Annotated in this window: 22 protein-coding genes and 1 tRNA gene; 8 read left to right on the top strand and 15 right to left on the bottom strand. The window is 64.9% G+C overall.

Translation table 11 applies throughout. From position 1 onward, the window contains the following. Window positions 1-40: 40 nt before the first annotated feature. The 13 genes from nuoL to G7Z99_RS16760 all read right to left on the bottom strand — a co-directional run bounded on the left by nuoL (window position 41) and on the right by G7Z99_RS16760 (window position 15,031). Window positions 41-1,891, bottom strand: a complete 1,851-nt coding sequence (nuoL, locus tag G7Z99_RS16820) for an NADH-quinone oxidoreductase subunit L (RefSeq protein ID WP_181095767.1) — start codon at window positions 1,889-1,891, stop codon at window positions 41-43. After that, window positions 1,888-2,196 carry an NADH-quinone oxidoreductase subunit NuoK gene (gene nuoK, locus G7Z99_RS16815; protein WP_060393339.1) on the bottom strand — a complete coding sequence of 103 codons (309 nt, stop codon included), beginning with the start codon at window positions 2,194-2,196 and terminating at the stop codon, window positions 1,888-1,890. The genes nuoL and nuoK overlap by 4 nt, the downstream gene beginning before the upstream one ends. A gap of 3 nt (window positions 2,197-2,199) precedes the next feature. Then, a complete protein-coding gene (gene nuoJ / locus G7Z99_RS16810; RefSeq protein WP_181095765.1) occupies window positions 2,200-2,700 on the bottom strand; it encodes an NADH-quinone oxidoreductase subunit J in 501 nt (166 codons plus the stop codon). A gap of 10 nt (window positions 2,701-2,710) precedes the next feature. Then, window positions 2,711-3,259, bottom strand: coding sequence for an NADH-quinone oxidoreductase subunit NuoI (nuoI, locus tag G7Z99_RS16805; protein ID WP_060393341.1), 549 nt, complete (start codon window positions 3,257-3,259; stop codon window positions 2,711-2,713). Window positions 3,260-3,269: 10 nt separating this feature from the next. Beyond that, on the bottom strand, window positions 3,270-4,277 hold the full coding sequence (gene nuoH / locus G7Z99_RS16800; RefSeq protein WP_060393342.1) for an NADH-quinone oxidoreductase subunit NuoH: 1,008 nt from the start codon (window positions 4,275-4,277) through the stop codon (window positions 3,270-3,272). Beyond that, the gene (nuoG, locus tag G7Z99_RS16795; protein ID WP_181095763.1) at window positions 4,274-6,988 is read right to left on the bottom strand and encodes an NADH-quinone oxidoreductase subunit NuoG; all 2,715 of its coding nucleotides are present in this window, start codon (window positions 6,986-6,988) and stop codon (window positions 4,274-4,276) included. Before nuoG ends, nuoH begins: the two co-directional genes overlap by 4 nt. A 132-nt stretch (window positions 6,989-7,120) precedes the next feature. Beyond that, complete coding sequence (nuoF, locus tag G7Z99_RS16790; protein ID WP_181095761.1) at window positions 7,121-8,482, bottom strand: NADH-quinone oxidoreductase subunit NuoF; 1,362 nt, start codon at window positions 8,480-8,482, stop codon at window positions 7,121-7,123. After that, the gene (gene nuoE / locus G7Z99_RS16785) at window positions 8,479-8,976 is read right to left on the bottom strand and encodes an NADH-quinone oxidoreductase subunit NuoE (protein WP_181095759.1); all 498 of its coding nucleotides are present in this window, start codon (window positions 8,974-8,976) and stop codon (window positions 8,479-8,481) included. The genes nuoF and nuoE overlap by 4 nt, the downstream gene beginning before the upstream one ends. Window positions 8,977-8,978: 2 nt before the next feature. Then, complete coding sequence (gene nuoC, locus G7Z99_RS16780; protein ID WP_181095757.1) at window positions 8,979-10,760, bottom strand: NADH-quinone oxidoreductase subunit C/D; 1,782 nt, start codon at window positions 10,758-10,760, stop codon at window positions 8,979-8,981. 77 nt (window positions 10,761-10,837) lie between these two features. Next, window positions 10,838-11,515 (bottom strand): NuoB/complex I 20 kDa subunit family protein, encoded by a 678-nt coding sequence (locus tag G7Z99_RS16775; RefSeq protein WP_060393347.1) that lies wholly within the window; start codon window positions 11,513-11,515, stop codon window positions 10,838-10,840. 9 nt (window positions 11,516-11,524) lie between these two features. Continuing rightward, window positions 11,525-11,938: an NADH-quinone oxidoreductase subunit A gene (locus tag G7Z99_RS16770; RefSeq protein WP_181095755.1), complete on the bottom strand. Its 414-nt coding sequence runs from the start codon at window positions 11,936-11,938 to the stop codon at window positions 11,525-11,527. Window positions 11,939-12,516: 578 nt separating this feature from the next. Continuing rightward, the gene (gene aceA, locus G7Z99_RS16765; protein ID WP_181095753.1) at window positions 12,517-13,842 is read right to left on the bottom strand and encodes an isocitrate lyase; all 1,326 of its coding nucleotides are present in this window, start codon (window positions 13,840-13,842) and stop codon (window positions 12,517-12,519) included. A gap of 457 nt (window positions 13,843-14,299) precedes the next feature. Then, window positions 14,300-15,031 carry a secretin N-terminal domain-containing protein gene (locus G7Z99_RS16760; RefSeq protein ID WP_181095752.1) on the bottom strand — a complete coding sequence of 244 codons (732 nt, stop codon included), beginning with the start codon at window positions 15,029-15,031 and terminating at the stop codon, window positions 14,300-14,302. 350 nt (window positions 15,032-15,381) lie between these two features. Between G7Z99_RS16760 and G7Z99_RS16755 the strand changes: the two genes are divergently transcribed. Then, window positions 15,382-16,821 (top strand): SulP family inorganic anion transporter, encoded by a 1,440-nt coding sequence (locus G7Z99_RS16755; protein WP_181095750.1) that lies wholly within the window; start codon window positions 15,382-15,384, stop codon window positions 16,819-16,821. A gap of 21 nt (window positions 16,822-16,842) precedes the next feature. Here the strand turns inward: G7Z99_RS16755 and G7Z99_RS16750 are convergent, their stop codons facing one another. Continuing rightward, the gene (locus G7Z99_RS16750; RefSeq protein ID WP_181095748.1) at window positions 16,843-17,271 is read right to left on the bottom strand and encodes a hypothetical protein; all 429 of its coding nucleotides are present in this window, start codon (window positions 17,269-17,271) and stop codon (window positions 16,843-16,845) included. A 173-nt stretch (window positions 17,272-17,444) separates the two neighbouring features. On the opposite strand from G7Z99_RS16750, the gene G7Z99_RS16745 reads away from it, so the two are divergent. Continuing rightward, window positions 17,445-17,741, top strand: a complete 297-nt coding sequence (locus G7Z99_RS16745) for a hypothetical protein (protein ID WP_181095746.1) — start codon at window positions 17,445-17,447, stop codon at window positions 17,739-17,741. A 5-nt stretch (window positions 17,742-17,746) separates the two neighbouring features. Here the strand turns inward: G7Z99_RS16745 and G7Z99_RS16740 are convergent, their stop codons facing one another. Continuing rightward, window positions 17,747-18,994, bottom strand: coding sequence for a 2-aminoadipate transaminase (locus G7Z99_RS16740; protein ID WP_181095744.1), 1,248 nt, complete (start codon window positions 18,992-18,994; stop codon window positions 17,747-17,749). 450 nt (window positions 18,995-19,444) lie between these two features. On the opposite strand from G7Z99_RS16740, the gene G7Z99_RS16735 reads away from it, so the two are divergent. From G7Z99_RS16735 to G7Z99_RS16710, 6 genes are all read left to right on the top strand, one after another. Beyond that, window positions 19,445-20,851, top strand: a complete 1,407-nt coding sequence (locus G7Z99_RS16735; RefSeq protein ID WP_181095742.1) for an amino acid permease — start codon at window positions 19,445-19,447, stop codon at window positions 20,849-20,851. 120 nt (window positions 20,852-20,971) lie between these two features. Then, the gene (locus G7Z99_RS16730) at window positions 20,972-21,475 is read left to right on the top strand and encodes a GNAT family N-acetyltransferase (RefSeq protein WP_181095740.1); all 504 of its coding nucleotides are present in this window, start codon (window positions 20,972-20,974) and stop codon (window positions 21,473-21,475) included. Window positions 21,476-21,537: 62 nt separating this feature from the next. Next, window positions 21,538-22,176 carry a response regulator transcription factor GacA gene (gene gacA, locus G7Z99_RS16725; RefSeq protein WP_181095738.1) on the top strand — a complete coding sequence of 213 codons (639 nt, stop codon included), beginning with the start codon at window positions 21,538-21,540 and terminating at the stop codon, window positions 22,174-22,176. A gap of 21 nt (window positions 22,177-22,197) precedes the next feature. Further along, the gene (gene uvrC, locus G7Z99_RS16720) at window positions 22,198-24,021 is read left to right on the top strand and encodes an excinuclease ABC subunit UvrC (protein ID WP_181095736.1); all 1,824 of its coding nucleotides are present in this window, start codon (window positions 22,198-22,200) and stop codon (window positions 24,019-24,021) included. Between the two features lie 33 nt (window positions 24,022-24,054). Continuing rightward, window positions 24,055-24,615: a CDP-diacylglycerol--glycerol-3-phosphate 3-phosphatidyltransferase gene (gene pgsA, locus G7Z99_RS16715; RefSeq protein WP_181095734.1), complete on the top strand. Its 561-nt coding sequence runs from the start codon at window positions 24,055-24,057 to the stop codon at window positions 24,613-24,615. A 62-nt stretch (window positions 24,616-24,677) separates the two neighbouring features. Further along, window positions 24,678-24,753, top strand: a tRNA-Gly gene (locus G7Z99_RS16710). Window positions 24,754-24,888 lie beyond the last annotated feature (135 nt).

Here is a 24,888-nt window from a genome sequence, read left to right as displayed (position 1 = left end):
GACGGGTTCGTTTCCTTTCGCAGAGTCGCAAGGTTCATGGTCATGCCGCCATCAGCACGGCGCCGAGCACCAACACGGCACCCACGGCGATCGAAGCGGTGTACCAGCGCAGTTGGCCAGTCTCGGTCTTGCTCATGGCCACGTGGCCAGCACGCGTCAGGCGCGGGATCAGGCCAATGCCGCGATCGACCGGGTCCTTGCGCAACAGGTGGCTGATCAGCAGGTACGGCTTGACGAACAGCTTGTCGTACAGCCAGTCGAAGCCCCAGGCGGCGAACCACCAGGCCGACAGCGCACGGCCCAGGCCACTGTTGGCAATGGCGGTGACGAAGCGACGCTTGCCGAGGAACAGCATGGCCGCCAGCAGGATACCGGCAATGGCGATGGCGCCCGAAGCGATTTCCAGCGAGTGCTTGGCCTCGCCACCGGCATGCCCGACGCTTTGTGGCAGGACGCCAGCCAGCGGTGGATGGATCCAGGCACCGATGAAGGTCGACAGCACGATCAGCACACCCAGCGGCAGCCAGTGGGAAATCCCGTGGCCCGCATGCGCTTCGGTCTTGGCTTCGCCGTGGAAGGCGATGAAGATCAGGCGGAAGGTGTACAGCGAGGTCATGAACGCGCCCACCAGGCCGGCGTACAGCAAGCCGCTGTGGCCACTGGCGAAGGCTTCCCAGAGGATCTCGTCCTTGGAATAGAAACCCGCGGTCAGGATCGGCAAGGCCGACAGGGCCGCGCCGCCCACCACGAAGCTGGCGTAGGCCAGTGGCAGTTTCTTCCACAGGCCGCCCATCTTGAAGATGTTCTGTTCGTGGTGGCAGGCGACGATCACCGCACCCGAGGCCAGGAACAGCAGCGCCTTGAAGAACGCATGGGTCATCAGGTGGAAGATCGCGCCTTCCCAGGCACCGACGCCCAGGGCCAGGAACATGTAGCCGATCTGGCTCATGGTCGAGTAGGCGAGAATCCGCTTGATGTCGGTCTGGACCAGCGCGGCGAAACCCGCCAGGACCAGGGTCACGCCACCGATCACGCCGACCAGGTGCAGGATGTCCGGCGCCAGGGCGAACAGGCCATGGGTGCGGGCGATCAGGTAGACGCCTGCGGTCACCATGGTCGCGGCGTGGATCAGCGCCGAGACGGGTGTCGGGCCGGCCATCGCGTCGGCCAGCCACGTTTGCAGGGGCAGCTGCGCCGACTTGCCGACGGCACCGCCGAGCAGCATCAAGGTCGCCAGCACCATCCAGGTGTCGCCTGCCTGGAATTTCTGCGACGCCAGCACCAGCAGCTGTTGCACCTCAAGGGTGCCGAGCTGGACGAACAGGATGAACAGGCCGATGGCCATGAACACGTCGCCGATGCGGGTCACGATGAAGGCCTTGAGGGCGGCGTTACCGTTGTTGCGGTTGCTGTAGTAGAAACCGATCAACAGGTACGAGCACAGCCCCACGCCTTCCCAACCGAAGTAGATGAACAGCAGGTTGTCGCCCAGGATCAGGAACAGCATGCTGGCGATGAACAGGTTGGTATAGGAGAAGAACCGCGAGTAGCCGGTCTCGCCACGCATGTACCAGGACGCGAACAGGTGGATCAGGAAGCCGACGCCGGTGACCACGCCCAGCATGGTGACCGACAGGCCATCCAGGTACAGGGTGAAGTTCGGCGCGAAGCCATCCACCGACATCCACTGCCAGAGCAACTGGGTGTACGCGCCACCGGGTGGCGGCGCGACGTTGAACTGCCAGATCACGTAGGCGGCCACGGCGGCCGACAGGCCGACCGAGCCGACGCCGATCAGCGCCGAGAGGTTTTCCGAAAAGCGCCCGCGGGAGAACGACAGCAGCAGGAAGCCGATCAGGGGGAAGACGAAGGTCAGGAAGAGTAGGTTCATCCGCGCATCTCACTGGCAGCATCGATGTCGAGGGTGTGGAAGCGGCGATACAGCTGCAACAGGATCGCCAGGCCGATACTGGCCTCGGCGGCGGCCAGGCTGATCACCAGGATGAACATCACCTGGCCATCGGGTTGCACCCACCGGCTGCCGGCGACGATGAACGCCAGGGCCGAGGCGTTCATCATCACTTCCAGACTCATCAGCACGAAGAGAATGTTGCGACGGACCATCAGGCCGACCAGGCCCAGGCAGAAGAGCACGCCGGCTACTGCCAGGCCATGCTCGAGAGGGATTGCAGGCATGAGTTACTCCTTCGCCTCGTTGCGTCCGAGGTGGAACGCCGTGACCGCTGCGGCGAGCAGCAGCATCGACGCCAGTTCGACCACCAGCAGGTAAGGCCCGAACAGGCTGACGCCGACCGCCTTGGCGTCGACCGTGGTACCACTGATGGCGGCATTGCTCGGGTTGACGAACAGCACGTAGAGCAGCTCGATCAACAGCAGGGCGCCCAGCAATACCGGCCCGGCCCAGATCCCGGGGGTGAGCCAGCCGCGCTCCTGGGCCACCGAAGCCGGCCCCAGGTTGAGCATCATCACCACGAAAACGAACAGCACCATGATGGCGCCAGCGTAGGCGATCACTTCCAGGGCACCGGCGAACGGCGCACCCAGCGAGAAGAAGATCATCGCCACGGAGATCAACGAAATGATCAGGTAGAGCAAGGCGTGCACGGGGTTGGTGCCGGTCACCACCCGAAGGGTGGAGACCACGGCGATCCCGGATGCGAAGTAGAACGCGAATTCCATCTGTCTGTCCTTATGGGAGCAAGCTCTTCACGTTGATCGGCTCGGCTTCGTCCTGCGCGGCACCTTTCGGCTTGCCGGCGATGGCCATGCCCGCGACGCGGTAGAAGTTGTAGTCAGGGTTCTTGCCTGGGCCGGAGATCAGCAGATCTTCCTTCTCGTAGACCAGATCCTGACGCTTGAACTCGGCCATTTCGAAGTCCGGGGTGAGCTGGATCGCGGTGGTCGGGCACGCTTCCTCGCACAGGCCACAGAAGATGCAGCGCGAGAAGTTGATGCGGAAGAACTCCGGGTACCAACGGCCATCGTCGGTTTCGGCCTTCTGCAACGAAATGCAGCCGACCGGGCAGGCCACCGCACACAGGTTGCAGGCCACGCAGCGCTCTTCACCGTCAGGGTCGCGGGTCAGCACGATGCGGCCGCGGTAGCGGGGCGGCAGGTACACGGGTTCTTCGGGGTACTGCAGGGTGTCGCGCTTGCGGAAACCGTGGGAGAACACCATGGCCAGGCTGCGCAGCTGGGTACCGGTGCCTTTTACGACGTCGCCGATATATTTGAACATGGTCGACTCCTTACTGGGCCGCGACGGCTGGCGCGTTGTACAGCACGAGCGCAGCGGTCACCAGCAAATTGATCAGGGTCAGCGGAAGGCAGAACTTCCAGCTGAAGTCCATCACCTGGTCGTAGCGTGGACGCGGGATCGACGCTCGCAGCAGGATGAACAGCATGATGAAGAACGCGGTCTTGAGCGCGAACCACAGGAACGGCACTTGCGGCAGCAGATCGAACGGGCCGTGCCAGCCGCCGAAGAACAGCGTCACCAGCAGCGCCGAGATGAGGATGATGCCGATGTATTCACCGACGAAGAACATGCCCCATTTCATGCCTGCGTACTCGATGTGATAGCCGTCGGCCAGTTCCTGTTCGGCTTCGGGCTGGTCGAACGGGTGACGGTGGGTCACGGCGACGCCGGCGATGAAGAACGTACAGAAGCCGAAGAACTGCGGGATGATGAACCACAGGTTCTGCGCCTGGTATTCGACGATGTCGCGCATGTTGAACGAGCCCACCTGCACTACCACGCCCATCAGAGCCAGGCCCAGGAACACTTCGTACGACACGGTCTGCGCCGATGCCCGCAGGCTGCCGAGCAGGGCGTACTTGTTGTTCGACGACCAGCCGGCGAACAGCACGGCGTAGACCGACAGACCGGCCATGGCGAAGAAGAACAGCAAGCCGATGTTCAGGTCGGCCACGCCCCAGGTCGGGGTGATCGGAATCACCGCGAAGGCGATCAGCAGTGCGCTCATCGCCACCACCGGGGCCAGGGTGAAGATCATCCGGTCGACGAAGGGCGGGTTCCAGTCTTCCTTGAAGAACATCTTCAGCATGTCGGCAGCGATCTGGAACATGCCGAACGGGCCGACCCGGTTCGGGCCGTAACGGTCCTGCCACCAGCCCAGCAGGCGCCGCTCAACGAAGCTGAGCAACGCGCCGCAGACCACCACGGCCAGCAGCACCACGATGGCGCGTACGACGGTGAGGATCACATCGATCACTTCAGGGGTGAACCAACTCATCGTGCTGCCTCCTGCAGGCCTTCGACGGTGGCGCCGAAGATGGCCGGTGGAATGCCCTCCAGCCCTTTGGGCAAGGCGACCAGGCCAGCGCCCAGTTGCTCGTTGATGCGCAGCGGCAGGCGCAGCGACTGGCCAGCGACCTGCAGGCTGAGCAGTGCGCCTTCGTTGACGCCCAGGCGCTCGGCTTCGGACGGTGCCAGGGCCACGTAAGGCGTCGGGATGCGCGTCTGCACCGGTGCTGCACGCGAGGAGGTCTCTTCGCTGCCGAACAGGTGGAAGAACGGAACGGCGGTCCAGGTACCCCGTGCCGGGTTGAAGGCGTTCGGGATGGTCGCGAACCAGCCCAGGCGATCGCCTTGCGACTCGATCAGGCGCACGCCGGGGTCACCGGCACGCAGGTGGCCGCCGACTTCGTCCTGAAACTTGTTCCAGGCCTGTGGCGAGTTCCAGCCCGGCGACCAGGCGAACGGCACCTGCTGGCGCGGTTCGGCCGAGCCGGAGTAGCCTTCCATGGAAAAGGCGAAGGCCGTGTCCTTGTCCTGCGGGATGCGCGGCTCGTGCACGCTGATGTTGGCGCGCATGGAGGTCCGCCCGGAGTAGCGCAGCGGTTCACGTGCCAGCTTCAGGCCCTTGATGCGGAACGCGGCGGACGGTGCGGCATCGACGATGCCGGCCAGCTGCGGCGCCGCGTCGGCGCAGGCGCGGGTGACGTGGTCGAGTTGCGTCCAGTCCACCGGTTTTTCCAGCAGGGTGGCGCGCAGGGCATGCAGCCAGCGCCAGCCTTCGTGGACCAGGTTGCCGCTGTCGAGGAAGCTCGGGTCGAAGACCTGGAAGAAACGTTGCGCGCGGCCTTCCTGGCTGACCAGGGTGCCATCGCCTTCGGCGAAGCTGGCGGCCGGCAGGACCAGGTCGGCACGCTCGACGGTACGGGTACGCGAGTGGTCGGCGACGATCACCACCTTGGCGGCGTTCAGCGCGGCATCGACCTTGGCGGCCGGCAGACGGGCGTACAGGTCGTTCTCCAGCACCACGATGGCATCGGCCTTGCCGTCGATGACCGCGTCCAGCGCAGCGTCGACGGACTCGCCGCCGAGCATCGCCAGGCCAAGGCTGTTGGCTTCCGGCACCACCAGGCTCAGGGAGCCGTTCTTCTCGCGCAGCTTGAGCGCCTTGGCGATGTTGGCAGCGGCCTCGATCAGCGCAGGCTCGGCCAGCGAGGTGCCGGCGATCACCAGCGGACGCTGGGCGGCGATCAGGCTCTGGGCGATGCGCTCGACCAGGGCCTTGGCCTCGTCGTCGAGACCGGCCACGGCCGGCGCGCTCGGGTCGATGGCATGGGCTACGGCGAAGCCCAGGCGCGCCAGGTCGGCGGGGGCGGCGTGCACGCATTCTTCGGCGACGTCATCGAGCTTGGTCTCGGCCAGGCTGGCGATGAACAGCGGGTACAGCGCGTGCTGGCCGATGTTCTTCACCGCGGCGTCGAGCCACGGCTGCACCTTCATGCCTTCGGCCATGGCCACGGCCTTGCCCTTGGTGGCCTGGCGGACGGCCAGGGCGACGCGGGCGGCGGTCTGGGTCAGGTCTTCGCCGAGCACGAACACCGCATCGTGGCTCTCGATGTCGCGCAGGGTCGGCACGGGCAGGGGGCTGTCGTTCAACACGCGCAGCGCCAGGCGCACGCGGGCCAGCTCGCCGGCTTCCATGCCGCTGTGGAAGTACTCGGCGCCGACCAGTTCGCGCAGGCCGTAGTTGCTTTCCAGGCTGGCGCGCGGCGAGCCGATGCCGACGATGGTACGACCGCGCAGCAGGGCAGCGGCCTTGTCCAGTGCCGCATCGACCGTCAGGATCGAGCCGTCGGCCAGCGCCGGCTGACGTGGGCGGTCCTTGCGGTTGACGTAGCCGTAGCCGAAGCGACCACGGTCACAGAGGAAGTACTGGTTGACCGAGCCGTTGAAGCGGTTCTCGATCCGGCGCAGCTCGCCATAACGTTCGCCGGGGCTGATGTTGCAGCCGCTCGAGCAGCCATGGCAGATGCTCGGGGCGAACTGCATGTCCCACTTGCGGTTGTAGCGCTCGGAGTGGGTCTTGTCGGTGAACACGCCGGTCGGGCAGACCTCGGTCAGGTTGCCGGAGAACTCGCTTTCCAGCACGCCGTCCTCGACGCGACCGAAGTACACGTTGTCGTGGGCGCCGTAGACGCCCAGGTCGGTGCCGCCCGCGTAGTCCTTGTAGTAGCGCACGCAGCGGTAGCAGGCGATGCAGCGGTTCATCTCGTGGGCAATGAACGGGCCGAGGTCCTGGTTCTGGTGGGTGCGCTTGGTGAAGCGATACCGGCGCTCGTTGTGGCCGGTCATCACGGTCATGTCCTGCAGGTGGCAGTGACCGCCTTCCTCGCACACGGGGCAGTCGTGCGGGTGGTTGGTCATCAGCCATTCGACGACGCTGGCGCGGAACGCCTTGGACTCGTCATCGTCGATGGAGATCCAGGTGCCATCGGTGGCAGGGGTCATGCAGGACATGACGATGCGACCCCGAGTGTCGTTCTCGTCGGTGTACTGCTTGACCGCGCACTGGCGGCAGGCGCCGACGCTGCCGAGCGCCGGGTGCCAGCAGAAATAAGGGATGTCGAGGCCGAGCGACAGACAGGCCTGTAACAGGTTGTCTGCGCCGTTGACTTCGAGCGCTTTGCCGTCTACGTGGATAGTGGCCATGGTTCAAAGTTCTTCGTTGGCCCGCGTGAGCAGGCGTGGCTAATGGAAAACGGTGGGCCAGCGGCCGACGCCGGTCGAACCGGCGGGCCTGCGTGGCCGACAGGTGGCACGGACCACCTGCCAGTCATCTTGTTATGCGCCGACCACGATGGGTCGGGCCAGGTTCGGGCGCAGGGCGTCGCTGCCCACGGGGGCGACACCGGCCTCGAACTCGGCACGGAAGTACTTGATGGCGCTGCCCAGCGGCTCGACCGCGCCCGGTGCGTGGGCGCAGAACGTCCGGCCAGGGCCGAGGAAGTTCACCAGCCCGAGCAGGGTCTCGATGTCCTCCGGCTTGCCCTGGCCCTTTTCCAGGGAACGCAGCATCTTCACGCTCCAGGGCAGGCCATCACGGCAGGGGGTGCACCAGCCGCACGATTCACGGGCGAAGAACTCCTCCATGTTGCGCAGCAGCGACACCATGTTGACGCTGTCGTCGACCGCCATGGCCAGGCCGGTGCCCATCCGCGTGCCGACCTTGGCGATGCCGCCGGCGTACATCTGCGCGTCCAGGTGCTCGGGCAGCAGGAAGCCGGTCCCGGCGCCGCCTGGCTGCCAGCACTTGAGGGTGAAGCCGTCGCGCATGCCGCCGGCGTAGTCTTCGAACAGCTCACGGGCGGTGACGCCGAAGGGCAGCTCCCACAGGCCGGGATTCTTGACCTTGCCGGAGAAACCCATCAGCTTGGTGCCGTGGTCCTCGCTGCCTTCGCGGGCCAGCGACTTGTACCAGTCCACACCGTTGCCGACGATGGCCGGCACGTTGCACAGGGTCTCGACGTTGTTCACGCACGTTGGCTTGCCCCAGACGCCGACGGCGGCGGGGAAGGGCGGCTTGGAGCGCGGGTTGGCGCGGCGCCCTTCGAGCGAGTTGATCAGCGCGGTCTCTTCACCGCAGATGTAGCGCCCGGCCCCGGTGTGCACGAACAGTTCGAAGTCGAACCCGCTGCCCAGGATGTTGCGACCCAGCAGACCGGCGGCCTTGGCCTCGTCGATGGCACGGTTGAGGTTGCGTGCGGCGGTGGTGTACTCGCCGCGCAGGAAGATGTAGCCGCGGTAGGCCTTCAGTGCCCGGGCGCTGATCAGCATGCCTTCGATCAGCAGGTGCGGCTGCTGCTCCATGAGCATGCGGTCTTTCCAGGTGTTGGGCTCCATCTCGTCGGCGTTGCACAGCAGGTAACGGATGTTCAAGGACTCGTCCTTGGGCATCAGGCCCCACTTCACGCCGGTGGGGAAGCCTGCGCCACCGCGACCCTTGAGGCCGGCGTCCTTGACGGTCTGCACGATCTCATCCTGGGACAGCTGCGCCAGCGCCTTGCGAGCAGCCGTGTAGCCGTTCTTGGCCTGGTACTCCTCGAGCCAGATCGGCTCGCCGTCGTCACGCAGGCGCCAGGTCAGCGGGTGGGTCTCGGCGGCGCGCGCGATGCGGTTGGCCGGGCCGAAGGAAGTGATGGTCATGCGTAACCCTCCAGCAGCTTGGCCACGCCAGCCGGCTGCACGTCGCCAAAGGTATCGTCGTCGATCATCAGCGCCGGGGCCTTGTCGCAATTGCCCAGGCAGCAGACGGGCAGCAGGGTGAAGCGCCCGTCGGCGGTGGTCTGGCCCAGGCCGATGCCCAGTTCGCTCTGGATCTGGTCGACGACCGACTCGTGGCCGCCGATGTAGCAGACCATGCTGTCGCAGACGCGGATGATGTGGCGCCCGACAGGCTGGCGGAAGATCTGGCTGTAGAACGTGGCCACGCCTTCGACGTCGCTGGCAGGGATGCCCAGCACCTCGCCGATCGCTGGGATGGCGCCGTCCGGGACCCAGCCGCGCTGCTTCTGGACGATCTTCAAGGCTTCGATGGACGCCGCGCGCGGGTCCTCGTAGTGGTGCATCTCGTGCTCGATGGCCGAGCGCTCGGTTTCGCTCAGGGCGAAACGGTCGGTTTGGATCAGCGTGCTGTTCATGCTTAGCGGTCCACGTCAGCCATAACGAAGTCGATACTGCCCAGATACGCGATCAGGTCGGCGACCATACTGCCCTTGATCACCGAAGGGATCTGTTGCAGGTGCGGGTAGCTCGGGGTGCGGATCCGGGTGCGGTAGCTCATCGTGCCGCCATCGCTCGTCAGGTAGTAACTGTTGATGCCCTTGGTCGCCTCGATCATCTGGAACGACTCGTTGGCCGGCATGACCGGGCCCCACGAGACTTGCAGGAAGTGAGTGATCAGGGTCTCGATGTGCTGCAGCGTGCGCTCTTTCGGCGGCGGCGTGGTCAGCGGGTGATCCGCCTTGTACGGGCCGGCGGGCATGTTGCGCATGCACTGGTCGATGATGCGGATGCTCTGGCGCATCTCCTCGACGCGCACCATGCAGCGGTCGTAGGCATCGCCGTTGTGCGCCAGGGGCACTTCGAACTCGAAGTTCTCGTAGCCCGAGTAGGGGCGAGCCTTGCGCAGGTCGAAGTCCAGGCCGGTGGAGCGCAGGCCGGCACCGGTGACGCCCCACTCGAGCGCTTCCTGGGTGTTGTAGGCAGCCACGCCGACGGTACGGCCTTTGAGGATGCTGTTCTGCAGCGCCGCCTTGGTGTACTCATCCAGGCGCTTGGGCAGCCAGTCGACGAAGTCCTTCACCAGTTTTTCCCAACCGCGTGGCAGGTCATGGGCGACGCCGCCGATCCGGTACCAGGCCGGGTGCAGGCGGAAACCGGTGATCGCTTCGATCACGGTATAGGCCCGCTGGCGGTCGGTGAAGGTGAAGAACACCGGCGTCATGGCGCCCACGTCCTGAATGTAGGTGCCCAGGAACAGCAGGTGGCTGGTGATGCGGAAGAACTCGGCCATCATGATGCGGATGGTGTCGACCCGGTCCGGCACCTTGATGCCGGCCAGCTTCTCGACCGCCAGCACGTAGGGCAGGTTGTTCATTACCCCGCCCAGGTAATCGATCCGGTCGGTGTACGGGATGTAGCTGTGCCAGGACTGGCGCTCGGCCATCTTCTCGGCGCCACGGTGGTGGTAGCCGATGTCGGGCACGCAGTCGACGATCTCTTCGCCGTCCAGCTGCAGGACGATGCGGAAGGCGCCGTGCGCCGAAGGGTGGTTGGGGCCAAGGTTGAGGAACATGTAGTCCTCGTTGGCGCCCTGACGCTTCATGCCCCAGGCTTCCGGATTGAAACGCGCCGACTCTTCTTCGAGCTGCTGTTTGGCCAGGTTCAGGCTGTACGGATCGAACTCGGTGGCACGTGCCGGGAAGTCCTTGCGCAGCGGGTGGCCTTCCCAGGTCGGCGGCATCAGGATGCGCGACAGGTGCGGGTGCCCGGCGAAGTCGATGCCGAACATGTCCCAGACCTCACGCTCGTACCAGTTGGCGTTCGGCCAGATGCTGGTGATCGAGGGCAGGTTCAGGTCGTTTTCGGTCAGCGCGACCTTGATCATCACGTCGCTGTTACGCTCGATCGACATCAGGTGGTAGAACACGCTGAAGTCGGCGGCAGGTAGGCCACGGCGGTGCGTGCGCAGGCGCTCGTCCATGCCGTGGAGGTCGTACAGCAGGCTGTAAGGCTTGGCGACGTTGCGCAGGAAGACGAGGACGTCCTTGAGCCTGGCACGCTCGACCCACAGGACCGGCATGCCGGTACGGGTCTCTTGGGCGACGAAGGCGTCGGCGCCGAAGCGCGTGTGCAATTCGACGACCACATCCTGGTCGTCAGCCTTGTAGGGCGGAATATAAATAGCGGTGTCCGCTGTCATGGTCTCGGTCGCTTTCGGTCAACGTAGAGAATGAAGCCAGGCCGCCGGTTCGCAGGAACGGGCGGCAGGTCGCTGGATCAGACTTCGTCGGGGCTGCGCAGGTTGGTGACCTGAATGCGCTGTTCACGTCGCAGGTCTTTCTGGGCGGGCATCTCGGCACGGTAGATGCCTTGGTCTCCGACCACCCAGGACAGCGGGCGACGCTCCTGCCCGATCGACTCCTGCAACAGCATCAGCCCCTGCAGGAAGGCTTCGGGGCGTGGCGGGCAGCCCGGCACGTACACGTCCACCGGGAGGAACTTGTCCACCCCCTGGACGACCGAGTAAATGTCGTACATCCCGCCGGAGTTGGCACAGGCGCCCATGGAGATCACCCACTTCGGTTCCAGCATCTGTTCGTACAGGCGCTGGATGATCGGGGCCATCTTCAGGAACGGCGTGCCGGCGATGACCATGAAGTCGGCCTGACGCGGCGAGGCCCGGATGACTTCGGCGCCGAAGCGCGCGATGTCGTGGGGTGCCGTGAAGGCCGTGGTCATTTCCACGTAGCAGCAGGAGAGACCGAAGTTGTACGGCCACAGCGAGTTCTTGCGTCCCCAGTTGACCGCACCGCTGAGCACATCTTCGAGCTTGCCCATGAAGATGTTCTTGTGGACCTGATCCTCGAGCATCTGGTCGGTGACGGTGCCGCGCTCACCGACAGGGTATTGCTCGTTGGGCGCGTCCGGGTCGATTCGGGTGAGATTGTATTGCATGCCAAAGCCTCATTGTTTCAGCTTCGCTTGCCGCTTGCGACGACTCTCGGGTGCCCAATCGAGCGCCCCGACCCGCCAAAGGTAGACAAGACCTGCCAACAGAATTGCTATGAAAACGAGTGCTTCGACGAATCCGGTCCAGCCGCTTTCGCGGACGGACACAGACCAGGCAAAGAGAAAGAGGGCTTCGATGTCGAAGATCACGAACAGCATCGCGACCAGATAGAATTTGGCGGACAGGCGCAGGCGCGCGCTGCCGGTCGGCAGCATGCCGGATTCGAACGGCTCGTTCTTGGCGCGGCCCCAGGCCTTGCTGCCGAGCAGGCTGGACAGGCCCAGCATGAAGGCGCACAAACCGATGACGCCCAGAAGGAAGATGGCGAAGCCCCAGTTGTGGGCGATCAGTCCTGCCGTATCGGACATGCTGAAATCCTTATATAGAGGCCGAGCTCTACAGTCTGAAATAAGTAGCGCAGTGACGACGTGTCGCGGAAGCAGTGACGAAATGTCGCAGCGGGATCAATGGCGGCGATTTTATGGGTAAACCCCGCGCAAGTAAAACCGCCAGGGTAAATTTATTCGTAAGCTTAGGAACAAAAAGCATTCATGCCAGGCTGCAGGCCCCGGAATACGGGGATTGGGTGACGAGGCCGCAAGGCTCTTTCTTGTAAAATGCAGTAATGGTCGCTCTGCGCAATGATAATTAATCTCATTCTCACAAGTTGTAACTTTGTACAGGCCGCCTGGTGATTCAAAGTTCATGTGGCCACCTTGCCTTGCACGCCGGAGAAACACACACGTTTTACCGGAGTTGCCAGGCGTCCCTATCGATCTGGATCAATGCCTTTAGGATTATCGGCGTACCTGACGCGTTCCATCGAAAGCATAGACGGCCATGACGAACGGTGCGTCGCGAGGCGATCTACGGTGGCGAAGCGGGAGGTGGGGAAGGGGAAGGGCCCGCCAGGCAGGCCCTGTTCACGCGTGGAAGGGGCGGTCGATCAGTGGAACTGCTCTTCCTCGGTGGAGCCAGTCAGTGCCGTGACCGATGAAGCGCCGCCCTGGATCACCGTGGTCATGTCGTCGAAGTACCCGGTGCCCACCTCCTGCTGGTGCGCCACGAAGGTGTAGCCCTTGCTGGCATCGGCGAACTCCTGCTCCTGCAGCTTGACGTAGGCGGTCATGTCGTTGCGTGCATAGTCGTGCGCCAGGTTGAACATGCCATGCCACATGTTGTGGATGCCAGCCAGGGTGATGAACTGGTGCTTGTAGCCCATGGCCGACAGCTCGCGCTGGAATTTGGCGATGGTCGCGTCGTCCAGGTTCTTCTTCCAGTTGAAGGACGGCGAGCAGTTGTAGGACAGCAGCTGATCCGGGTATTCCTTCTTGATCGCCTCGGCGAAGCGGCGTGCCTCGTCCAGGTCGGGCTTGGCGGTCTCGCACCAGATCAGGTCGGCGTACGGCGCATAGGCCAGGCCCCGGGCGATGGCCTGGTCCAGGCCGGCGCGTACCTTGTAGAAGCCTTCGCGGGTCCGCTCGCCGATCACGAACGGCTGGTCGTACGGGTCGCAATCGCTGGTCAGCAGGTCCGCCGCGTTGGCATCGGTCCGCGCCAGGATGATGGTCGGTACCCCGGCCACGTCGGCTGCCAGGCGCGCGGCCACCAGCTTCTGCACGGCTTCCTGGGTCGGGACCAGCACCTTGCCGCCCATGTGCCCGCATTTCTTCACCGAGGCCAGCTGGTCCTCGAAGTGCACGCCGGCCGCGCCGGCCTCGATCATGTTCTTCATCAGCTCGTAGGCGTTGAGCACGCCGCCGAACCCGGCTTCGGCATCGGCCACGATCGGGGCGAAGTAATCGATGTAGCCGTCGTCACCGGGCTGCTTGCCGGCTTTCCACTGGATCTGGTCGGCGCGGCGGAAGGCGTTGTTGATGCGCTTGACCACGGTGGGGACGGAGTCGACCGGGTACAGCGACTGGTCCGGGTACATCGACTCGGCGGAGTTGTTGTCGGCGGCGACCTGCCAGCCGGACAGGTAGATGGCCTGGATGCCCGCCTTGACCTGCTGCACGGCCTGGCCGCCAGTGAGCGCGCCCATGCAGTTGACGAAGTCCTTGTCGGGACGGAAGGTCGGGTGAGCGCCCTCGGTGACCAGTTTCCAGAGTTTCTCGGCGCCTAGCCGGGCAAAGGTGTGCTCCGGTTGTACGGAGCCGCGCAGGCGGACGACATCGGCGGCGGTGTAGGTACGGGTCACGCCAGTCCAGCGCCGGTTCTCGGCCCAGTCTTTCTCGAGGGCTGCAATTTGCTGTTCGCGTGTCAGTGCCATGGGATCAACCTCGTCGCATCAGTCTTGGAGTTGTGTACCGAGGCTCGACGTCCTGATCGGCGGATGCGGTTCGAAGGCTGTGGCGGCGCAGAAGGGTGTTCCAGGGGGCAGGGCATGATCGAAGGGGCGAGCGCGTCCCTGGCAGGCGAACGTGAGACGTCCTGCTGGCGGTATGACGCGATTGCCGGTTACTGCTCGATCCGCTTCCGTTCCTTGAGACAACGTTCTCTGTGCAGCCGCAATCCGATCGAACCGCCTCGTGGGCCGTTGGGGTGGGCATCCTTGCGGTGGAAGGCGCCTGCCCAGGGCTTTTAAAGCCCGTGATCAGCGTGAGCGAGGTCATCATGCCCAAGGGGAAATTCGCCTGTCAACGCTTTTGTAGTGAAAAAATAGGTCCACTACATCTTTGGTCGTAGACGACTCATCGGTCATCTTTCGAAGCTTGGGTCTTGGGTGATCAGGGGATCACATCCACCTTGACCCGCAGGGCGACATCCCGATTGCGTTGGGTGCTGTAGGTATAGGCCGAATCGGACGAGCGATACTGCGACTGCCCGTTGCTGCCCCCCAGGTAGAGCCATTCGCCCAGAGGCCCGCTGAGCGTCGTGTCGCTGCTCTGAACGTCCACTACATCCTGACGTTCGCGGCTGATGTGGTCGTTATTGGTGCTGATCTTCAGATGAACCGTGTTGCCCGACACGGTGGGCGTCACGTAGAAACCCTGGGTGACGTTGCGGTATTCGGTGTTCGTCTGCGCACCGTAGGGTGTCGCCGTGCCAGTGGTGATGGGAACGCTCTGGCCCACCTGGATCAAGGCTGTCTGCCCGTCGGTAGTCTGGACCTGCTGAAAACCACCTTCGCGGTTGCTGGTGCCGTATTCGATGATCCGTGCCGACCCGCGTCGGTCCTGATTTTGGGTGTCATCGGTGTCGACGCTGATCAGCAGGCGCCTGGCGCGGGTGTCGAGCTGGCGCAACAGCGCGCGCACGTCATCGATACGCTCCGGGGGCGCATTGACGATCAGCTTGTCTTCGAAAACGCTCACCGTCCCGTCTCGCCCCAGCGCAGCCTGGGCAGCCGGAAGCAGCTCGGCCCCCGCGCGGTGCTGCAGGGCGATGACCTCGGAAGCGGCCTGGGCATGCAGGCTTGCACAGGCCGACAGGCAGGCCAGAAAAAGGCGTCGTTTCATGTCCAATACCTCAGCAGGAGGGGGAGAAGGCCATCATGGCAAATTCGTTGGCCGTTGTATCGCCCGCGGGCATCGCCACCTCGCGTCATCAGGCCGCACGGCTGACGCGGCGTGACAAGGCTTGCGCCCGAATGGGCCGGGTGCACGACGGGCCTGCGTCGACGGGACAGTGGTCCATTTCAGACAAATTCCGTAACATTCACCGCCTGATCACGGCGCTCCAGAGCGACTGGAGCCCGCGTTTCACTCTCGCGCCCGCGGTCCTCTCCAGCCGTCGACCTGCCCTTGGGGCTCGGTCGTCCTGGCCTGTCCGCGTACCGGCAGCGTAGATCGCCCATCACAGGAAGCCCATGAAACCCACCCCGATCCGTGCCGACGTACTCGCCGGCCTGACCACGTCGTTCGCCCTGGTGCCCGAGTGCATCGCCTTCGCGCTGGTCGCCCACCTCAATCCGCTGATGGGCCTGTATGGTGCCGTCATCATCTGCACACTGACCGCGCTGTTCGGCGGGCGCCCCGGCATGATCTCGGGCGCCGCCGGTTCGATGGCGGTCGTCATCGTCGCCCTGGTCGTCCAGCACGGCGCCCAGTACCTGTTGGCCACCGTCGTCCTGGGCGGGGTGATCATGCTGCTGTTCGGCCTGCTGCGCCTGGGCAAGCTGGTCCGGCTGGTGCCTTACCCGGTCATGCTCGGCTTCGTCAACGGCCTGGCGATCGTGATCGCCATGGCACAGCTCGAGCATTTCAAGCAGGGTGAACACTGGCTCAGCGGCGCGCCGCTGTACCTGATGATCGGGCTGGTCGCGTTGACCATGCTGGTGGTCTATGCCTTGCCGAAGCTGACCCGGGCCGTGCCGCCTGCGCTGGTGGCGATCCTGGGCGTGGGCCTGCTGGTCTACCTGCTCGACCTGCCGACGCGCACCCTCGGCGACATGGCGCACATCGCCGGCGGTCTGCCGACGCTGGCCTGGCCCGACGTCCCCTGGAGCCTGGACACGCTGCGCATCATCGCCCCCTATGCCGTGCTCATGGCCATGGTCGGCCTGCTGGAGACCCTGCTCACCCTCAACCTGACCGACGAGATCACCGAAAGCCGCGGCTATCCGGATCGCGAGTGCATGGCCTTGGGCGCGGCCAACCTGGTCTCGGGCCTGTTCGGCGGCATGGGCGGGTGCGCGATGATCGGCCAGACCGTGATCAACCTGAGTTCCGGCGGCCGTGGACGGGTCTCCGGGGTCGTGGCCGGCGTGATGATCCTGCTGTTCATCCTGCTGCTGTCGCCGCTGATCGAGCGGATCCCGTTGGCGGCCCTGGTCGGCGTGATGTTCGTGGTGGCGCAGCAGACTTTCGCCTGGGCCTCGCTGCGCGTGCTGCACAAGGTGCCGGTCAACGACGTTCTGGCGATTATCGCCGTGACCGTGGTGACGGTGTTCACCGACCTGGCGACCGCCGTACTGTTCGGCATCGTCATCGCCGCCATCAGCTTCGCCTGGCAGCATGCCCGCGAACTGTACGCCAACGGCCACCTGGAGGCCGACGGCAGCAAGCTGTACACGGCGCACGGCACCTTGTTCTTCGCGTCCACCACGCCTTTTCTCGACCAGTTCGACCCGGCCGGAGACCCTGACCGGGTCACCCTGGACTGCCAGCACCTGACCTTCGTCGATTATTCGGCGATCGCCGCGCTGAAGACCTTGCGCGAGCGCTATGCCAAGGCCGGCAAGCACCTGCGTGTGGTGCACCTGTCGGAGCGCTGCAAGAAGCTGCTCAAGCGCGCCGGGGAGCACTGATCCACGGGCAGGGCGCGGGCGTCAGTCGCCCACGGCCTGCAGGTGCCAGGTGCCTGCATCCTCGCGCGCCAGCCCGCTGGCCGGCAGCAGGGCCAGCAGGCGTTCGTGCAGGCTGGCGTCGGTGAAGCCCTTCACGGTCTCGATCTCGAGCTCGCCCCGGGCGTTCAGGTCGGTCTTGGTGTACGACAGCCAGGCCTTCTTCAGGGCCTGCAGCACGTCGCTGCCTGCGGTCATGGCGAAGCGTCGGTGCACCGGTTGGCCCTGCATCACGAAGGTGTGCCGATACGTGTAGCCGCTTTCGTCGCCCTGCAGCTCCAGGCAGCGGTGGCAGCGGCACGGGCCGTCACCGAAGGCATTGCGCAGGTAGGTGTTGAAGTCGACCACCGGCTTGAGCGTCAGGCGTTTGTCGGTCTCGAACAGGTCGGCGATCAGGGGTGGCTCGGTGCTCACGGGCGATCCTCAAGGTGGTATGGCGGGCTTCGGCGCGCACCCTAGCAGATCGCACCCAGCGAGGCCATGACGGCGGCGTCGCAGCCCAGGCTCGCCTATCGGCGCGTGCTGGCATACCCTACGCACCTTCCGGCACCGCGGTGCCGTCCATTGCACCCCATGAGGTAGATCGCTTGAGCCAGTTCCCGTACACCGCCACCGTGACCATCAGCGCAGAGTCCCACGGGGGCGAGGTCGAGGCCGTGGAGAACACGGCCATGCGCATCGGGCTGGAAGCCGTGACCGACACCCTGAAGAAAGCGCACTTCGTCGGCACGCTGGCCGCACCTGAAGGGGCGACTCACATCTGCGTCACCCTGGAGAACGGGCTGAGCTACTACGGCCCGATCGTCAACGGGCATGCCGAACTCGAAGGCGGCTGGATCGCCTTCGAGTCGGACATGCTGACCCCTCAGGAGCTGGGGCTCTAAGCACGCTATAGGTCGGCCAGGCACTGCTCGAGGATGTCCAGGCCTTCCTCGAGCACCGAGGGCTCGATCGTCAGCGGCGCCAGCAGGCGTACGATGTGCCGGGCCTTGCCGCTGGGCATCAGGAGCAGCCCCCGCTCGCGCGCCAGGGTCAGCAGCCGAACCAGTTGCGCGGGCGCCGGCTTGCCGTCGGCATCGACGAGTTCGAAACCACGCATGGCGCCCACGCCGGTCAGGCGGCCCAGGGCAGGGGTCAGGCCCGTCTTGATCCAGCGATCATGGCGCGTGACGATGGCCTGGGCCTGGCGTTCGCCCCAGGTCGCCAGGTGCTCGTCGCTCATCTGCGCCAGGCTTGCCAATGCAGCGGCGCAGGCGATGGGGTTGCCTGAATAGGTGCCGCCCAGCCCGCCCTTGGGCAACGCGTCCATCAGCCCACGACGGCCCAGCACCGCGCCGAGCGGCATCCCGCCGGCGATGCTCTTGGCCAGCAACAGCACATCCGGCTCGATCCCCAGGCGCGGGAAGTCGAAGCGCTGGCCCGTGCGGCCGAAGCCCGACTGGATTTCATCGACGATGATCAAGATCCCCCGTTCATCGCAGAAGCGCCGCAGGGCCTGGGCGAAGCCCGGATCCAGCGCCAGAAAGCCGCCTTCGCCCTGCACGGGCTCCAGGATGAACGCGGCCACGTCCTCCACGGCCAGCTCCACGCTGAACAGTCGCTCCAGCGCTGCCCAGGCCTGGGCGCAGGTCACGCCGGTGTCTGCGCTGGGGTAGGGCAGGTGGTAGGCCGGGCCAGGCAGCTCCCCGACCCGTTGCTTGTAGGGCGCGACCTTGCCGTTGAGGTTGAGCGTCGCCAGGGTTCGCCCGTGAAAGGCACCGTCGAAGGCGATGATCGCGCGCTTGCCGGTGGCGCCACGCACGATTTTCAGGGCGTTCTCGGCGGCCTCCGCGCCGCTGTTGGTCAGCATGCCGGCCACCGGGTAGGAGACCGGAACGAACGCGGCCAGGCGTTCCATCAGGGTCAGGTAGAGCTGATGAGGCGCGGCATTGAACGCCGAGTGCGTCAGGCAGGCCGCCTGCTCCTGGATGGCCGCCACCACCGCCGGGTTGCAATGGCCCAGGTTGAGCACGCCGATGCCGCCGATGAAGTCGATGTAGCGCTTGCCCGTCGTGTCCCAGACTTCGGCGTTGCGGCCATGGGAGAGCGTGAGGGGGTGCACGATGGCAATGGACGAGCTGATGCTTTCCGGGTTCATGGGTGCCTGGGCCTGGATCGAAAAGGAGGCTCATCGAACCCTGGCCCGGCACGCCGTGCAAACGAATAATTGGATTGCAGTCATTCCATCGATTCTTGAATGAGGTCGATGAGTCCTGCGTGTCGAGTCAAGTGCGCTGGAAGACGCTCTTGTGCATTCCTCCATGGAATCACGAGCATCCAAAAGGTCGTTTGTTGGGCCGCGCTACGTGACGGGATACTGACCTGCATCAACGATGACAGTCCGCCAGCGATGCAGGAGTGAGAACAAGATGGTTGTTGATGCGCTTCCCCACCCGGATGGACTCGCCAGGCCGTGTGCCCTGGCCCCCGTCGATCGATCCTTTGCGACGTCCACAGGCCAGGCGCGTTCACCACGCCGCTGAACACCCCGCCAGCCTCTTCGTCGATCCATCGCCGCCCCGGGCGGCTGCCCACTCGAGGGTTACCCATGGCTTCACACCCACAAAAAAAGCAACGTGCCCTGCAGCACGGCCTCAATGCCCGCCAGGTCTCGATGATTTCCATCGCCGGGATCATCGGGGCGGGCCTGTTCATCGGCTCCTCCAACGCCATCGCCACCGCAGGCCCGGCGATCCTGATCTCCTATGCCATGACGGGGCTGCTGGTCTTGCTGGTCATGCGCATGCTCGGTGAAATGGCCATCGCCAACCCCAACAGCGGGTCGTTCTCCACCTATGCCAGCGAGGCCATCGGCCCCTGGGCAGGGTTCACCATCGGCTGGCTGTACTGGTGGTTCTGGGTCCTGATCATTCCGGTCGAGGCCATCGCCGGGGCCGACATCCTGCATGCGTGGTTCCCAGCGGTGCCCTCCTGGGCCTTCGCCTTTCTGATCATGCTCGTGCTGTCGGCCAGCAACCTGGTCAGCGTTAAGAACTTCGGCGAATTCGAATACTGGTTCGCGCTGGTCAAGGTGATCGCCATCGTGGCCTTCATCGTCGTCTGCACCCTGGCGGTGACGGGCTTCTGGCCGCTGGCGCAGGTGTCCGGGGTCAGCCGGCTCTGGGCCCATGGCGGGTTCATGCCCAATGGCTTCGGCACGGTGCTGGGCGGCGTGCTGATCACCATCTTTTCCTTCTTCGGTGCCGAGATCGTCACCATCGCGGCGGACGAAACCGCCAACCCACAGGAGAAGATCCGCCGTGCCACCAACCTGGTGGTCTACCGCATCGCCATTTTCTACCTGGCTTCCATCTTCCTGGTGGTGTCGCTGGTGGCGTGGGACGACCCGGCGCTCAAGTCGGTGGGGTCGTTCCAGCGCGCGCTGGAGGTGCTGAACGTGCCCGGCGCCAAGCTGATGGTCGACCTGGTGGTGCTGGTGGCCGTGACCAGTTGCATGAACTCGGGGCTGTACACCGCCTCGCGCATGCTCTACTCGTTGAGCACCCGGGGCGAGGCGCCGCTTGGCGTGCGTCGCATTTCCGGAAGCGGCGTGCCGACGGTGGCCGTGGTGCTGTCGACCCTGGCCGGGTTCGTCGGCTGTCTGGTCAACTACGCGTTCCCTGGTAAGGTCTTCGGCTTCCTGCTCTCGACCACTGGCGCCATCGCCCTGCTGGTGTACCTGGTGATCGCGGTCTCGCAGCTGCGCATGCGTGCCCGGGCCGAGCGCGAGGGGACGGTGCTGGCGCTGAAGATGTGGTTGTTTCCCTGGCTGACCTGGCTGGTGATCGGCCTGATCGCCCTGGTGCTGGGGTACATGCTGTTCAGCGACGCCTACCGCTATGAAACCCTGATGACCGTGGGTGTCGCAGCTGCGATCCTGGGTATCTACGCGGTGCGCCGTCGACCAACGGGTGCGGGGCGCGTCACGCAGGTGGCCGAGCACGGCAGAACATGAGCGCTACCTGAGGTGCCGCCCGGGTGCGGGGGGGCGACAGCGCGCACGGGTTGATCTTGTGGGTCCGAAGGGCCCATAACGTCAGTCCAGCCGACCTTTGCGCACAGCGAGACTGCCGTCATGGACGCATACCCTACCGTCGACCTGCTCCCGGCCACCGAGGCCGATCTGCCGTTCGCCCGCACCCTCACTCGCCAGGCCATGCAGCCGTACTACCAGCGCTTCGATCTGCACTGGACCGACGAGGCCTTCGACCAGGCCTGGGGTTGGCGCGAGCAGTGGTGCATCCTGCATGACGGCAGGCGGGCAGGGTATTGCAGCCTCAGCCAGGATCGCCACGCGCTGTTCATCCGCGAGCTGCACCTGCTGCCCGAGCATCGCGGCCAAGGGGTAGGGGCGCGCGTGCTGGAGCGTCTTGCCAGTCAGGCCGTCGAGCGGCGCCTGCCGGCCATGCGGTTGATGGTCTTTCGCGGTAATCCGGCGCGCCACCTGTACCTGCGTCATGACTTCGTCGAAGTGGGCGAGGATGCGTGTTTCCTGCGCATGCAGCGTCTTCTCATGCCCAGGACCGTCGCCTCTGACACGCCTGCGGCAAAACTGCAATTGGACGATGGGATGCGCTAGGTGAGCCATGCAAAATTTTGTTAAGGTACGCGGATCCAATCGCTCCATGCCGAGGTGTCTGCTTGATTAGGGTCCTTGTGGTCGACGATCACGATCTGGTGCGTTCCGGTATCACCCGCATGTTGGCCGACATCGACGGCCTGGAGGTGATCGGCGAAGCGGATTCCGGGGAAGCGGCGCTCAAGGCCGTACGCGAATCCAAGCCGGACGTCGTGCTCATGGACGTGAAAATGCCAGGGATCGGCGGGCTCGAGGCGACGCGCAAACTGCTGCGCAGTCACCCGGACATCAAGGTCGTGGCGGTGACCGCCTGCGAGGAGGACCCGTTCCCGACGCGCCTGCTCCAGGCCGGCGCGGCAGGCTACCTCACCAAGGGCGCCGGGCTCGAGGAGATGGTCCAGGCCATTCGCCTGGCCTTCGCCGGGCAGCGCTACATCAGCCCGCAGATCGCCCAGCAGCTGGCGCTCAAGCCCTACCAGTCCCAGAGCTCGCCCTTCGACGCGCTGTCGGAGCGCGAAATCCAGATCGCCCTGATGATCGTCGGTTGCCAGAAGGTGCAGATCATCTCCGACAAGCTGTGCCTGTCGCCCAAGACGGTCAACACGTACCGCTATCGCATTTATGAAAAACTCTCGGTCAGCAGCGATGTCGAACTCACATTGCTGGCCGTCCGCCACGGTATGGTAGACGCCAGCCTCTAACGGCGAATTGTTCAGGTACCCATGTCGCAGACTTTCGATGCCAGCGCGTTCCTGGCGACCTGTAGTGGTCACCCCGGCGTGTACCAGATGTTCGATGCCGAGGCTCGGCTGCTCTACGTGGGCAAGGCCAAGAACCTCAAGAAACGCCTGGCCAGCTACTTCCGCAAGACCGGCCTGGCGCCCAAGACGGCCGCGCTGGTCGGCCGCATCGCCCAGATCGACACCACCATCACCGCCAACGAGACCTCGGCGCTGCTGCTCGAGCAGACGCTGATCAAGGAGTGGCGACCGCCCTACAACATCCTGCTGCGCGACGACAAGTCCTACCCTTACGTGTTCCTGTCCGACGGGCAGTTCCCACGGCTGGGCATCCACCGCGGCCCGAAGAAGGCCAAGGGTCGCTATTTCGGCCCTTACCCCAGCGCAGGCGCGATTCGCGAGAGCCTGAGCCTGCTGCAGAAGACCTTCTTCGTGCGCCAGTGCGAGGACAGTTACTACGCCAACCGCACCCGGCCCTGCCTTCAATACCAGATCAAGCGCTGCAAGGCGCCGTGCGTGGGGCTGGTCAGCGATGACGAGTACGCCGAGGACGTGCGTCACTCGGTGATGTTCCTCGAAGGTCGCAGCCAGCAGCTGCACAACGAACTCAACGGCGAGATGGAGCGTGCCGCGATGGCTCTGGACTTCGAGAAGGCCGCAGCTTTGCGTGACCAGATCGGCCTGCTGCGCCGTGTGCAGGACCAGCAGCACATGGAGGGCGGCTCCGGCGACGTGGACGTGGTCGCGGCGTTCGTCAACCCGGGCGGCGCCTGCGTGCACCTGATCAGCGTGCGCGGCGGACGCGTGCTGGGCAGCAAGAACTTCTTCCCGCAAGTCGGCATCGAGGAAGACACCGCCGACGTGATGGCGGCCTTCCTGTCCCAGTACTACCTGGGCAACGCCGAGCGCGAGCTGCCCACCGAACTGATCGTCAACGTGGTCCACGACGACTTCGCCGTCATCAGCGAAGCGGTGCAGACCTTGCGCGGCCGCGACCTGACCATCACCCACCGCGTGCGCGGCACCCGCGCCCGCTGGCAGCAACTGGCCGTGACCAACGCCGAACAGGCGCTCGGTGCCCGGCTGGCCAACCGGCAGCACATGGCCTCGCGCTTCGAAGCCCTGGCCCAGGTGCTGGAACTCGACGAAGTGCCACAGCGCCTGGAGTGCTACGACATCAGCCACTCCAGTGGCGAAGCCACCGTGGCCTCCTGCGTGGTGTTCGGCCCCGAAGGCCCGATCAAGTCCGACTACCGCCGCTTCAATATCGAAGGCGTGACCGCCGGCGACGACTACGCGGCCATGCACCAGGCCCTGACCCGGCGCTTCCGGCGCATCAAGGACGGGGAGGGCAAGCTGCCCGACGTACTGCTGGTCGATGGCGGCAAGGGCCAGCTGAACATGGCCCGCGAGATGATGCAGGAACTCGGCCTGACCGACCTGACCCTGCTCGGCGTGGCCAAGGGCGTGACCCGCAAGGCCGGCTTCGAGACCTTGTACCTCAACGACGTGGCCCACGAGTTCACCCTCAAGGGCGACTCCCCGGCGCTGCACCTGATCCAGCAGATCCGTGACGAGGCCCACCGCTTCGCCATCAGCGGCCACCGTGCGCGCCGTGGCAAGGCCCGGCGCACCTCGAGCCTGGAGGACGTCGCCGGCGTCGGCCCGAAACGTCGCCGCGAACTGCTCAAGCACTTCGGCGGTCTACAAGAGCTCAATCGCGCCAGCGTCGACGAAATCGCCAAGGCGCCTGGCATCAGTAAAAAGCTCGCGGAGTCGATTTATGCCAACTTGCATAGCGAGTAGAATGCCGTACTCACCTCGTGGCCAGTCGTATCGATGAATATTCCAAACCTGCTCACCGTTCTGCGCGTACTGCTCATCCCGATCTTCATCCTGCTGTTCTACATGCCGTACCACTGGAGCTACACCGCCGCCAGCAGCGTTTTCGCCGTCGCCGCCGCCACCGACTGGCTCGATGGCTACCTGGCCCGCCGCCTCAAGCAGAGCACCCCCTTCGGTGCCTTCCTCGACCCGGTCGCCGACAAGCTGATGGTGGCCGTGGCACTGGTGTTGCTGGTGCAGACCCATGCCAACCTCTGGCTGACCCTGCCGGCGGCGGTGATCATAGGCCGCGAGATCGTGGTGTCGGCCTTGCGCGAGTGGATGGCTGAACTGGGCGCACGGGCGCACGTGGCCGTGTCCAACCTGGGCAAATGGAAGACCGCCGCACAGATGCTGGCCCTGGTGATTCTGCTGGCCAACCCGCCAGTGCTGAGCGTTTGGGTGGTCGCAGGTTATCTGCTGCTGGTGATTTCGGCAGGGCTGACCTTGTGGTCCATGGTGCACTACCTGCACGCCGCCTGGCCGCACTTGCGCGAAGGTGCCGAACAGAAATAAAGTTTTTTTGAATCAAAGGCTTGACGTGATTGGCCAGATCGCTAGAATGGCCCCATCACGACGCGGGAATAGCTCAGTTGGTAGAGCACGACCTTGCCAAGGTCGGGGTCGCGAGTTCGAGTCTCGTTTCCCGCTCCAGTTATAAGTCTACAGCCTCTAGTGGGGTGTAGATGTTCGAAAAAAGGGCCTTCGGGCCCTTTTTTTGTGCCTGACGCTGACCCGGCTGTTCCTACATAGCGCGCACGAGGCGGTGGGTCGAGCAAGCGCTGCGGC

Source organism: Pseudomonas entomophila (assembly GCF_013523165.1).
GTDB classification, from domain to species: Bacteria; Pseudomonadota; Gammaproteobacteria; order Pseudomonadales; family Pseudomonadaceae; genus Aquipseudomonas; species Aquipseudomonas entomophila_A.
This window is presented reverse-complemented; position numbering and strand designations above follow the sequence as displayed.